This window comes from Pseudomonas sp. 5Vm1k, assembly GCF_056161485.1.
In genome coordinates this window covers 455,326-467,857 of the sequence record NZ_JBSPCZ010000004.1, presented here as the reverse complement: position 1 = coordinate 467,857, position 12,532 = coordinate 455,326, and the positions used below count along the sequence as shown (strand labels likewise).

13 protein-coding genes are annotated in these 12,532 nt (G+C 54.2%); all 13 read right to left on the bottom strand.

From position 1 onward, the window contains the following. Positions 1-2,205 (bottom strand): hypothetical protein, encoded by a 2,205-nt coding sequence (locus tag ACWIKB_RS11215; RefSeq protein WP_475266796.1) that lies wholly within the window; start codon positions 2,203-2,205, stop codon positions 1-3. Beyond that, positions 2,205-2,771 carry a virion core protein, T7 gp14 family gene (locus ACWIKB_RS11210; RefSeq protein WP_475266795.1) on the bottom strand — a complete coding sequence of 189 codons (567 nt, stop codon included), beginning with the start codon at positions 2,769-2,771 and terminating at the stop codon, positions 2,205-2,207. The genes ACWIKB_RS11215 and ACWIKB_RS11210 overlap by 1 nt, the downstream gene beginning before the upstream one ends. Before the next feature lie 12 nt (positions 2,772-2,783). Further along, on the bottom strand, positions 2,784-3,221 hold the full coding sequence (locus ACWIKB_RS11205) for a phage protein Gp13 family protein (RefSeq protein WP_475266794.1): 438 nt from the start codon (positions 3,219-3,221) through the stop codon (positions 2,784-2,786). Between the two features lie 64 nt (positions 3,222-3,285). After that, positions 3,286-5,673 (bottom strand): phage nozzle protein, encoded by a 2,388-nt coding sequence (locus ACWIKB_RS11200; RefSeq protein ID WP_475266793.1) that lies wholly within the window; start codon positions 5,671-5,673, stop codon positions 3,286-3,288. An 18-nt stretch (positions 5,674-5,691) separates the two neighbouring features. Then, positions 5,692-6,270: a hypothetical protein gene (locus tag ACWIKB_RS11195; protein WP_475266791.1), complete on the bottom strand. Its 579-nt coding sequence runs from the start codon at positions 6,268-6,270 to the stop codon at positions 5,692-5,694. Between the two features lie 85 nt (positions 6,271-6,355). Beyond that, on the bottom strand, positions 6,356-7,396 hold the full coding sequence (locus tag ACWIKB_RS11190) for a major capsid protein (RefSeq protein ID WP_475266789.1): 1,041 nt from the start codon (positions 7,394-7,396) through the stop codon (positions 6,356-6,358). 112 nt (positions 7,397-7,508) lie between these two features. Beyond that, positions 7,509-8,417 carry a capsid assembly protein gene (locus ACWIKB_RS11185; RefSeq protein ID WP_475266788.1) on the bottom strand — a complete coding sequence of 303 codons (909 nt, stop codon included), beginning with the start codon at positions 8,415-8,417 and terminating at the stop codon, positions 7,509-7,511. A 92-nt stretch (positions 8,418-8,509) separates the two neighbouring features. Then, on the bottom strand, positions 8,510-10,135 hold the full coding sequence (locus tag ACWIKB_RS11180; RefSeq protein ID WP_475266787.1) for a portal protein: 1,626 nt from the start codon (positions 10,133-10,135) through the stop codon (positions 8,510-8,512). Positions 10,136-10,145: 10 nt separating this feature from the next. Next, the gene (locus tag ACWIKB_RS11175) at positions 10,146-10,442 is read right to left on the bottom strand and encodes a hypothetical protein (protein ID WP_475266786.1); all 297 of its coding nucleotides are present in this window, start codon (positions 10,440-10,442) and stop codon (positions 10,146-10,148) included. A 16-nt stretch (positions 10,443-10,458) separates the two neighbouring features. After that, on the bottom strand, positions 10,459-10,728 hold the full coding sequence (locus ACWIKB_RS11170) for a DUF5476 domain-containing protein (protein WP_475266784.1): 270 nt from the start codon (positions 10,726-10,728) through the stop codon (positions 10,459-10,461). 12 nt (positions 10,729-10,740) lie between these two features. Then, positions 10,741-10,986 (bottom strand): phage protein, encoded by a 246-nt coding sequence (locus tag ACWIKB_RS11165; RefSeq protein ID WP_475266783.1) that lies wholly within the window; start codon positions 10,984-10,986, stop codon positions 10,741-10,743. Positions 10,987-11,080: 94 nt separating this feature from the next. Then, entirely contained in the window at positions 11,081-11,488 is a 408-nt protein-coding gene (locus ACWIKB_RS11160) for a hypothetical protein (protein WP_475266782.1), read from the bottom strand. 159 nt (positions 11,489-11,647) lie between these two features. Then, complete coding sequence (locus tag ACWIKB_RS11155) at positions 11,648-12,526, bottom strand: hypothetical protein (protein ID WP_475266781.1); 879 nt, start codon at positions 12,524-12,526, stop codon at positions 11,648-11,650. Positions 12,527-12,532: the final 6 nt, after the last annotated feature.

Below are 12,532 nucleotides of genomic sequence, written 5' to 3'. Positions count from 1 at the left end.
TCATTGTTTGCGGGTTCCTCCGAGGATGTACCGCTCGTGAATTTCTTGGCTCTTTTGGGCGGACTTCACGTTCTTGTCGAAGAGCGCTTGCTGCTGCTGTGCTGCGCGATCCCGTGCGAGGTTCCCGAGGGCTTCCTTGCTGAGTCGTAGCCGGCGCCCCGTGAGGGACTGGATGATGATGTTGCCTTGGGTCGAAGTGACCGTTAGGCCTCCAGAACCCCAGTCGGCGTCCTTCTTCAATCCCTGCATGGTTTCGTTGATGATGGACTTGCCGGTCTCCCACGAATTGACGTCGTTCACGTCAGTCATGAGGTCGCGCTTGCTAACCATGCCGTGGAAACTGTCGGAGCCTGTCCAGCCGGTTGATTCAGTGAACGAGACGGCAGTTTTTGAGAGGTAGTCGGAGACTGCCCGTGCTGCTTCGTTGGAGTCGCCAGAACGTAGAGTCACCGCATCGAAGACCTGACGAGCCTGCCCTTCGAACTGGCCGGGGATAAACTTCAATTCCTTGAAGCTGCCGTCATTCTTCACCGAGGCCCATTGCTCGTCCCGGTATTTGGATTCGTCCTTGCTGAGGTTCTTTTTGGACTTCTCTGCATCGATCAGAATTTGCGGGTCAATTCCGGATTCAGCCGAATAACGGAGTTTCTCAAGGAGACCCGCTTGATCCGGGAACAATTGAGCGATGGTCGAGGGGTCTTGTTGGTAGGCCGCTTGCAGCTCCTTTAGGCGTGGCATTTCTTGGGTTGGCTCAGGATTAAGCAAAGCCCCCTGCCACTCCCTCGATGCATCTGTGAGGAGCGCCTTGAAGTTCTCCTGGAAAGGTCCCTTGTCGTAGTCAGCTCGCAGCAAAGCCGCTTTCATTTCTGACTTGCTCGCATCAGGGATTTCCATGGCGTTGATCTGATTCAGCTTGTTCGCTGCATAGGTCGCCATGTCGCTCTCTTTGAACTCCCCAGTGCTGTCGTTTACAGGCAGGAACTTGGGAGATACCGAGACGTTCTCCTTGGCCATGCGACGGGTGTACGCAGCGTCAATCACGGCTTGCCGGTTATCTGCTTGAGCCGATTGCTGCAACTTTACGAGGCCCGCTTGAGACTGCTGCGACACTTTGGCAATCATCTGGGCCTTCGCTTGGATGAGCTTCTGGCGCTGAGGCGTCATCTGTTCGCCGGTCTGAATCCAGTCGTTGCCCTGTTCGAGCTTATTAAGCTTCTGCCAGCCACTGGCGGGGTCAGCATCGTTCACGGCGTTAGCCAGGCCGAGTTCAAATGTCTCGTTGCGCTTGGAGTCTCGCGTGTATGCCGATGTCGCGGCTTTCATCTTAAGATTGTCCATCATCTCGGGACCCAGCAAGTCCGCAACCCGGCGCTGCCCGCCGTAGACGTTGAGCGTCTTGTCTCCAAGATTGTCCAGCAGGGTCACACCGCCCTCTTTGTCCACAGCAGCAGACGCCACGCGTTGGAGCGCTTGAACTGCATGGCCGTCACTCGGAAAGATGCCGGTCTTCAATCCGTTGTTGAAGTAACTCGTGAAGTGGTCCGCCGAAGCGGGATTGCCCAGCGTCTTAGGGTCATCAAGCATTGGCTGAAGGTCAGCTTGTGTCTCAAGGACCGCCTGAGTCTCAAGGTTCTTCGAGAGGTACTGTGAGTGCAGGTCGTAGACGGCAGCGTTGCGTTTGGTGATGTCCGCGTTGAAACCTTGCTGGTACAGCGTGTCATTCGGATCAATGCCCGCCATTTCCGCATAGTTCTTAGCCTTCTGTTCCATGCGCGTTTGACGCCACTCATCAAGCTCCTTACGAGACCTGAAGGAGCCCTTCTGGATTTCCGTCTGGACCTCGTTGTCCACCTCATAGGCGGCGTTACGTCCCGATTTCAGCCGCAACTGCTGCATGGCATCAGGGTCATCCATATAGAGAAGAGTCCCGTTGCCAATGGCTTCGCGGCGCTGTTCCGGGGTCAGCTTGCGAATAATCTCGTTGGAGCGTTCATCCGCACGAGACTTATTAGCCGCCTCGTTCGCCATGAATACATCGCCACCCGCCTTGATGAAGTTCCGCATGGAGTCGCCAAGGGAATTATCAATCACGGGCCGTGCGATTCGAGCAGCCTGATAGCCAGCGCCCTGCCCCGCACGGAAGCCTTGACGGCCTCCAGTTGTTTGGGCGGACTGCCCGAGTGCCTGCGCAATTTCGTTTGCCATTATGGTGCTTTACCTCCTGTCGCTGTCGTTGAGGCGCCCTTACCGAACTTGCCACCAGAAGCCCCATAGGCACTCCCACCAGCCGACACGATGTTCAGAGCGTTCGCGATGTTGTTCACCTTGTATTTATTGCCGCCCGCACCGCGCACAGCGGCTTTGGAGTTCTCTACGGAACCGACGCGATTCGCGAAGATGGCTTGATAGTCCCGCGTGTAGTTATCCGTGATGTTCATCTTCTCGGCAGACGCATCGTTGGCGACTGAGTTCTTAAGGCGGTCCATTGAGTGGCCAGCAAGACCAGACTCGCCAATGGCCGTGTTGATAGTCCCTTGGTTTCGCATAGCCTGAAGGTTCACCTCCGTGAGCTGGCGGCGTGCTTCGTCCTGTTTATCTACGGTGGCAAGCTTCTGATCGTTTTCAGCGAAGTTCGCTTGCTTGACGATCTCGTTTTGTTGCTTACGCTCGTTGTCCGTCATCTGACCCTTGGCCTTGGCCCCTTCAGATGCACTCATAGCTGCACCAGCGACGGCGACGATTGCCATGCCGATGCTTACGGGTTCGCACATAGGCGATTCCTCCTATAGCCAGAATTGTTTAAAGGCAAATCCGGCAGGCGACATAAAGATGCCCTCATTGAAGGAGGCACCCAGCTTTGTCAGCAGGCGGATATGCGCGTGGTTGTCGACCGAAACCCAGTTGGTCTTGGGGCTTGGCGAACGCCGTTTGACCTGCTCCAGGTTCTCTTTGAGAAGTCGGTAAAACTGAAAGCGCTCGGCCTTGGTTAGCATGTGGACGACGTTGGTGGTGACGAACCAAATGCCCAGACTTGTGTGCCCGCCCACTGCCAGAACCAAGGAACCCACGACGATGGCCTGTGCGTTCTCATCCAGAGCAGCCGTCAGAACGTCGTGTAGGTTTCGACCGGTTTTCATACAATGGAATTCTTGAAGATCAGACGCGCAAAGGTCGTCAGCAGCAGCCTTCAAGTGGGCATCCGTGGCCTTGATTAGATGCATAGCGTTTAAATCCTCCGTGTGAGCCATAGTTATAGTGAGGACTTTTAAACCCCCACCAACTGCCTCACACGCCGCTCGAACGCCGCATGTAGTTACCTTCCCAACCACACCCGATGATGTTCAAAGGAACCGGAGAGAAGGACGATACGGTGACCCGTTGCATCTTTGCGTTGCCCGTCACCGGGAACTTGTACTGGCCTGTACCAAGTGTCAGGTCACCCATCACAACCTCTGTACCCAGTCGACCACCTGCCATCACATACACGTACTCGGTGGAGCCATTGTTGACGTTGACTTCAAAGGCCCCGGACGTGTCGTAGTTAACCCACGCACGCCGAAGCTGAAGGCGCCCAATGTCTTCGGTCGAGGTGGTGCCATCGTCAGCGGTTTGCTTGATGAGGAACTTCGAGAACTCGTATTGGAATCCGTATTCACGGCCAATCACGAAGGTGGTGCCCATCCGATTGCCGACGAACTTGATGCGGTCGTCAACGTTCCAGTTAGCGGACTCGTGGCGCTCCAAGACCCCTTGCGGGTCCAGCGTGTAGAACACAGAGGCCGAGTCAGGAACGCCACCATATACAGCACTCAAGCTCACATAAGATTCATTGAGGTCCTCGTTGTAGCTCGATGGGGCCATCAGCTTCTTCATGTCCATGTAGGCACGATAAGGCTCCTGCACGTAATCCACGGTGTCCGCTGTGAACTCGATGCGCTCCAGGCACACGCCGACACCCACCCGCTCATTGAGCAGGTACATGTAGGACCCAATGCAGTCCGCCGCGAGGATTCGGTTATTCAGGCCGAACTCCCAATGGGACCACGACTGCTGTACCAGCTCTTCTTTCAGGTACAGGAATTTGTAGATGTAGACCTGATTTTCGGCATGGTCAGAAAGCAGCGAAACGAAGTTCTCCGTGCCCGAACCGTGAATGTGATAGATGGTGTTCTGCAAGTAACTCGGTACGTGCGCAGATACGTCCTCAGCGGATTTCACGTCGCTCACGTCCTGCACGGCATAGTAGCGCTTGAGGCTCGTATAGCTGGCCCGAGGCGCCGCAAAGTAAACGCCCCGGCCAATCCCAAAGGGCCGTGCACCATCGCTCACATCGAACTCTGTGGTCAGGTCCAACTGAATCGTCTTGCTCGAAAGGATGCCCTGTGAGGACAGCACGAACTGAGCCTGATCGGACCATAGAAGCAACTGTTCGGAGAAAGGTACGGCGTACTTCAGAATGCTCACGCGGTTGTGACTGATGGCCACGTCGATAGGGTCGTCATCGCTGATCGCACTGACCGAGGCCGGGAAGAAGTTGAAATACTTCGAGGTCCGCGACATGACCACGTTTTCCCCAGACAGAAAACCGAGACGATTCCTGAAGAAGAAAATGTCGTTGATGGTATCGCCCACGAAGGACGGCATAGGGTTCGTGCCATCGTCGCCACATGTCCTGTCGCCCCAAGTCTGAGGCAGCCAGTCAAATTGCCCGTCTGCCGCTCGCACCAGCGCATGAGGCATTGAGGTCGGTTCCAGACCCGTGATGATTCCCGGCTTCACTGTCTCCCGCCATACCTGACCGGCAGCGTCATAGCGGACCCAGTAGTTGTCACCAGTTCGGGAGGCTTCCCCTGTTATTTCCACAAGGTAACCATCGACGCATTGCGCTGGGAGCTTGCTGAAGGTCTGGACCTGATAGATGAAGGAATTGAGCAGTTGGTTGGCGTAGCCGTCTTCGGTCGCAATGGTTGCTAACGCTCCCGGATAGGGAGCCGTCAAACAAATCCAGCCCTGACCCGCTATCGCTGACCATCCCGATGCCCCCAAGTTGGCATTCAACTGAGCCGCCATGGTCCGAGCGATGTAACCGGCGTCAGTCTGTTCAACCTGAGGCGGGGTAGTCACCACGGCGTCCCCCACAGGCATCTTCAGCTCAGCGAAAACTCCGCCGTTCACGAGGATGCGAAGGGTCCGGCCATACTGGCCTCCACGGACGTTGATAATGCAGCGCTTGGTGACGCCGGGATAACTCGCTTGGGTCAAGGTGCCCTTCATGGCGGTCCGCGTGTTGCGATTCGTCACAAACGTGTAGTCGGCCACCGTGATTAGGCGCAGGTCCGTTCGTGGATTCGCGCAGTTGGCATATCCGTTGTAACCACGCACGGCGTAGCTGTTCCCTTTTAGGTCCACAACGGCCACGCCTTGGCCTGTAAACACCATGTAGTACTGCTCAACGGAGTCACGATTGACGAGGTGGACCAGTGGCTTCGCCCCGTACATACCGACACCGCCGAGGCGCTTAACGAACGTTGTGGGGGAACGCTTCTGTAAGCCTTCTGTTTCCGACGACCATCCATTTATTTGGAGTTCGCCCTGATTACTGAAACGCAGAATATCCGGTTGTTGTGAAATACCTCCTTTGAGGTTTTTAACTGATTGCGACGTAAGACTCATTAGGCCCTCCTTGTCTAATTAGCGGGAGATACGGCCTCCAGTCCATGCGTCACCATCCAGCATGTTGAAGTTGCCATAATCGAGTTCGTATTCTTGGCAGTCCGCCCATGCGTTAGCCTCTTGTTCCTGGAGGGAGCCTTCAATTTCACCAGCACCGAAGAATCGGATATTGAAACGGCGTGATGCCTTCGCCACGATATAAGCGCGAAAACATTCAGGCATCTCTTGGTATTCACGAAGCCTTACGAGCGTTACAGTTATCGGCTGCTTGAATACGTCGGATTTCGCAGTGCGATCGAAAACAAAGCCGCCACGATTCAAATAGGTGCCCGTGGTGATTTTCAGGTAATCCGATTGATAGTTGATCAACCCCGAAAAGGCATCGGGAACTAAAGAGGCGTCCTCCTCTATATTAAAGGTCCACCCTTTTGACTGAACTTCACGATTAACTTGATTGAGCAGACGTCGGCAGTTAGCAACATCAGCATTAGGGTCCCCTTCGAGGGAACTAACAGGTGATTCACCAATAGAGGCAAGCATGTCATTAACAGCCTGTAGTTCCTCATCGGATTCAATACTGGATTCAAAGGTTGCCATTGGGCCTCCTGAAGTTAGAAGTTAGGAAACAAAAAACCCCTCGACCCATAGAGAAATGGATGAGGGGTTTAATGAGGGCTAAGTCTTATTTAGACTTCGGAATCACACCGAAGACCAAGGCACCCGCTGCTTCAGGGCGCAGACCGCCGTGACCCATCGCGTACTTGCCGATGATCTGGTCCGCTTGGTACTCAGGACGGCGGGCACGCTCCAGTGCCATATCCTTCAGCTTTAGGGTGCCGACAGCCGAGCGGTGGTTGAACAGGCCGACAACGTTGTCCAAGGCGACACGGACGTCATTCGCAGCCGTGGCCGGGAAGTCGTGCTTGCGGTTGGTGCCAGCCAGGTCATCGCCAGCGCCGCCAGCAGTCAGGTGCGGAACTTCGATAATCTCGAAACCCATCACGTTCTTGATGTTGCCGGTTTCAGGGTCGATCAGAGCCGCGTAGTTAGCTGCGTTTGGCATCAGAGCGGCCAAGACGGCGCTGTAGTTTTCAGGTGTGGTGTAGAACTTGCGGTCGCTCGAAGGGACGTAGTTACGGGTCAACTTGGCACGAGCCACTGTCAGAGCCTTGAGGATGGCTTTACCCAGTGCTTCAGCATCATCTGCCAGTGTTGCAGCAGTGCCGATTGGCAGAACAGTCGCTGTACCCAGACCTGCAATGTTTTCGTTAGCAGCGGCTGGCAAGTTGCACAGCTTGGCCATTTCAGCCAATACAGCACCGTCAGCCGCAATAGCCAGTGCTTCACCCAGTTGTGCCGAGTATTCTGCTCGCACATCAAAGTGATTCATTGCGTCCTCGATGTCGTAAATTAGAACATCAGCAGTCAACAGACCATCGATAGCGATTACTTTCTCGGAGTGCTTGATATCACCACGCTTGTCGTCCAGGTTCTCACCGGCTGCAAGGTAGTAGCCAGCAGTTCGACCCATTACAGGGAACGAAGCAGACTTACCGTTTTGAATAGTGCGGACCAAGTGTTTATCCATGGTCACAGCGCGGCGCATAAAGGCTGTCAGAACCTGACCACCGAACACCTTGAGAAAGTTAGCAAGTTTGTCGGCATCCGTTTGACCTTTGCCTTGGTTCTTGCCGATTTGTTGACCACCTTGTGCGTTTGCCATGTAATAGTTCTCCTTATGCAGTTATCTCCGGGCACAGGAAGACCTCAGACGGAATGTCCGAAACGTATCTTCCCGTTATAGTGAGGGGTTTTAAATTAGATAGAAAAAGGCGTTACCACGCAGCGTGAATTACTTTCTCTTCAACTTCAGCGGTGTACTTTGCGTCAAGTCCGTAGCGTTTATCACTCATTGCCTTGACCATTTCGTTCTGCGACTGAAAGCCTTGAACTTGTACTGTCGGAGTGCGTCCAGCGGGTGCAGCGTTCCGGCGATTTAAAGCTCGCGCAGGTTGCTTGCCGAACTTCTTAGCTTGACTTGCCATACCCAGATTAATAACGGTGCGTACCGTGTTCAGGTCTTGGCGCTCCATGGCGTCATAGAGAGCTTCCATAGAGTGCGGCGAGTTTGCTTTGAGGTGTTCAACCACTCGGTCGAATTGTTCCTTACCGCCTGCATAGCCAACGATCTTGCTGATATACGCCTCAGCGACCGCCTCTTGGCCTTGCAGGAAGGAGTTGACGAAGCCTGCTGAGTAGCCAGCTTTTGCGAGCTGAGCATAAGAGTCGTCCGACAGTCTGCCGTCAGCTTCATATTCCGCTTCGATGCGGGAAGCTACAGCCTCGGGAAGACCCGCTTTGATGGCCTGATTACGCATCTCGTCAAAGCCAGTCGCGTATTCATCAAGTTGCTGCGAGGCTTTGGTCAGCTCAGCATCAGGCTCACCCAACGGGGTGAATTCCGCGTCCTCAAGGTTGCCCTCAAGGTCACCATCAGCGCCCTCCTCCTGACCCTCTTCAAGGTCTTCTTCAGGCTCCGCCTCGCCGTCAAGCTGGGCGTCAAGATCCACGAGTTCAATCGAGGCATCGCCGTCGCGAGTAGCAACATCCAGTGCAAGCATGTTCTGCTCGTGTTCCTCATGGTCGCTCGACGACATCACAGCGCTGTTAACACCGAAGGACGCGTAAACGTCAGCGGATTGGTAGGTGTGGCCCACGGCCCGAGCCAGCATTGAAGTTCGCATTGATTCTCCTTTTAGGTAAATGAAGCAGGCACACGGAGTCCTCTCAGCGAATCGCCAAGGTTCCGTGTATCTGCTTTTAGTGAGGGTTTCTGTCAGGCGCCGATTGGGCCTGCTTTAACACCAGCGGTATCCATCGCCGCTTGCATGTTGTCGGGGCTTGCAGTTGCCTGAGCGGCTACGCCTGCACCCAATCCTGCCGCTGCTGCCTGACCACCTTGAGCGACCATCTGTTCGGCTTGGCGCTTGGCCTTGTCGGCATCTGTCAGGAGTAGTCCCGCAGTGTCCATGCCGATGGCATTCGCAAGGCGGATCTTCAGGTTGCTCATGTTGATATCCGGGTCTTGCATCAGCGGTGCAATGGCTTGCAGACCATTGAAGAACTGCGTCAGCTTGTCGAGGTCCTGACCACGTCCGAGAGCCTCTAAGCCCGTGCTTACAGTAGGCTCGACAGCTTCCTTGGGCATGTCTGGAATCTGAGAGGTTGCCTGAAGCTGGTTCAGGAGGATACGAACCAACGGCAATTGCAGTTCCTGCGAGAGGATCGAATAGACACCACCAAGGGTGTCCTCAAGCTCACTTGCCACATACCGAATCTCCTCGGCGGTCACACGCTCGCCCGACCGTTGAACGGCAGAGTTCAGCATGAAGACATAGGCAAGACGGCCTTCGATAGCATCAGCTACAGACTTGGCGACTGTGAAGTCAGCGGTCTTTTCGAGCTGAAGGAACTCAATGTCCTGCTTTCGACCGGCCACGAAGTCGCCTGTCTGGGCCTTGGTCAAACGGCGAACTTGAGTCATCCCGTTAGGGTTCACCAAGCCGACGACCTTCGAGGCGATCATTGAAAACTTAATCATCGACTCGTGAAGATTCTCAAGGGACGTTAAGTCGCCCAGGTACTCTTCACAGTGGGATCGTCCATAGTTCTCACCATCGCGCTTGGTCCAACGTACCGCGATCCATGGAACAGCATCAGGTGGGTACTGCCCATCGGTGCCGTCCACTTCCTCACCGTCCACCTCCTGATAGCTCAAGAAGTCCCCAGACTCATCGTCAAGGTAGACGTGGGTGTAGACCTCAACTTCCTCATCCGGCTTCTTGTCGCCCGCGTCAGTGATTGAGTTCCGAACATCCTCAGGCAATGCCGCAAATGCCACCTTGTCGAGGGTGACAATCTGCAAGACATTCCCGAAGGAATCACGCTGGACCACATAGGAACTGAGGGGATAAAGCTTCATCGGGTTGTAGCCCGTTGAGCTTGCGTCAGGTTGCGGCAGATGCAGACAGCCGTTGCCGGCAAGGGCCAACTGTCGAATCAGCTCGAAGAGCGTCACGCGATAGCTGTTAGCCTCCATGAAGGACATCATGATGCGCTCAACCATGCCCAAACCTTGATCCACGATGGCAAGCTGTTCGGGGTCCGTGACCAATTGCTTCGCCTGCCACTCGGAGACTTTCAGCTTCATCCAGCTTTGCAGCGGAAACAGCGCGAGCATCACCTTTGCGGACAGGTTGTTTAGGCCACGGGCACCTACTGCCTGCCACGGAGTCGTGTAGTCAGTCGAAGCGTTGTCAGAGGATTTTGGGAACAGCGAGGGGATTGTTACTTTTGCGCAGTTTTCAGCGCGGGTCTCGTAGGGAACACGGTCATTTTTCAGGCGGTCGTAGACTGCTTTAGCCGATTCCTCTCCAAGCCCTGTTCGAGCCGTGGAGGCCATTTAGACCTCCTTAGATGTTCAGACCGGTCCCCGAGCTGCGAGCGACTGACAGACCGCGTTTGCCTTTGGCTTTTGCGGCACGTTTTGCAGCCTCGCTGTCGCCATCCTCTTCGGTCGTAGTGTCCTCTTTCGGGGCCTCGACCTGGGCGGCTGCGCTGGCTGGAGGTGGTGCGTTTACCGGGGCTGCTACGGGAGCGGCCTCTTTCGGCTTTTCATCTTTGTCACCACCCAGCACGCCCAACGGATCACCACCGGATTTGCTGACCACCTTCACTACTTTCTTGAATGCTTTCTTGATGAAACCCATAGGTCCTCCTTGTTATCTATCGTTTTAAGGCCCTCTTAACGGACGCATTCGGAGACTTCTTTTTGGTTGAGATACCGGTGTCCTTTGCGACCAATGCCGCTGGCGTTCCGTCACCTTGTTCTTCCTTTTTAATCTTCAAGTCCTTGATGCCATCCTTGGTATCAGAATCGTCGCTGCTGTCGTCACCGAACTCGACACCCTTGGGCGCCTCTTCGTTTACAGGTGCAGGCGCAGCGATGCTTTGAGGGTCAACTTTTGGCTGTTTTGCTTTGCTGCTGAAGCACATAAAGGCCTCCTATCAATCGTCGTTGGGAGTGTTCCGCTGCTCCTGCATCAGCTCCACGATTTCTGTGGCCGCGTTGAGGCCGTCGATGAATCCGAGGATATGGTTTTCAGAGAAACCAGCCTTACGAAGATCGTCGATTGCCCCAGTGCGGATTAGATAGGCGGCGTTGCAGCGGACTTTGAGGTATTGCGCAGAAGCGTTTGGTATATCAGGGATGTTTTCAGGATCTCTAATCACCGCTTGTATATCGTTTAACAATCGCACCTCCATTTATCGGAGACGAAAAGATCCCTTATAGGAGATAAGAAACTTACCGTCTCCCATGGTTATAGTGAGGGGTTTTAAACCTTGGTCAGATTTTTCTTTTGACTGGTTTTGCTATGTCACATGAACCGTGCTCCATTGAGGTTTTAGCCGGAATCTGCGAGGCATATTCTGGATTGGCAGGCTCGGCCCTAAACAACCGCGACAATGATAGATCGCTTCTATTTATGGTATACGTATATGTAACCTTTACTCCTCCCCCAACGTCGGACTGTTGATACGAAATGTCATTTGTCGAGTAAAACCCCTCGGTATTGAATGCCCCGCCTGCTTCACTTGTTTGTGTGATTTTACCGGTATCCTCATCAGCCTTTACCGTAAACTTTATAACTCCTCCAGAGTGCTTTATAGCGCAATCCAAATAAACCGGAGATGCTATTACATGAGATGTTAGTGCCAGCGAGGCGACCATTAAGATAAAATTTATTTTTTTCACGAGCTTATACTCCGGATTAATCTTATGCAGTCATCATGATTCGCACATTTTGACAGCATACACTTAGCCTAATCCAAAATGCCACTACTACTATAGCGCACGTCTAATGGGCAATTCATTCATGTTTAAATGCCCCGTTGATAATCGAGCAGATACCCTTTACGGCGTCCACAGAACGGGGCTTTTGGAATCGTGGTCCCAGTCGGACCAGCGGAGAATGCGAGCAACTTGAGCCTGCTGCAACAGCTCAGCCTCAGTCATGCCCTTGGAAGCTGCCAGCGAGACCATGCAGTCCCACAAGCCTTCTTCCTCGGTCGGTTCCCGCGCTGCCCAGAACTCCACTTCCTTACCCTTGTTCGGACCAGACTTCATAATCTTGGAGGTCTGATAGTAGAACTGAGGCGAGTCCAGGAACTCTTCTGCGACTACAGGACCTACGCCGGGAATACCTGAGTAACCGTCAGTCGTGTCACCGATGAGGGTTTGGTACATGTGGTAGCGGTCGGCTTCTTCCTGAGTAGTCCGAAGCAGCTTGTAGGGCGTCAGGTGCATGAACATACCGGGCACCGTTTTGAAGTCCTTGTCGCAGCTCGCAGAGACCACAGCGGCGCAGTCAGCCAACACAGGGTTGGTCATGAGAATCCCGCAAACGTCGTCACCTTCGACGCCGTCCCAGCGAAACGCACGGTCACCGTAGTGCTGCATGCAGGCCCCAACAAAGTCTGGGTAGCCAACGGGCTTACGCTTGCCCTTACGGTTGGCTTTGTAAGTCGGCAAGACCTCCTTACGCCAGTTGTCTTCGCCCGAGATGATGCACAGCGGCACCAGTTCGAACGGCTTCCTGTTCTTGCGTTTGATGTCAGCTTCGATGTCAGTGAGGATCGACTTTACGGTTCCACCAAGAATGCTCCGTGCTTTCGCGTGGTCACACTCAAGGGTCCAGATGTCGTTGCCCCAGTCCATCTCCGTTTCGCTTGCGGACATCGCTGAGAAGATCAGATAGTCCATGTCCAGCGCTACGCCGATACGAGCAGTCATCGCAGA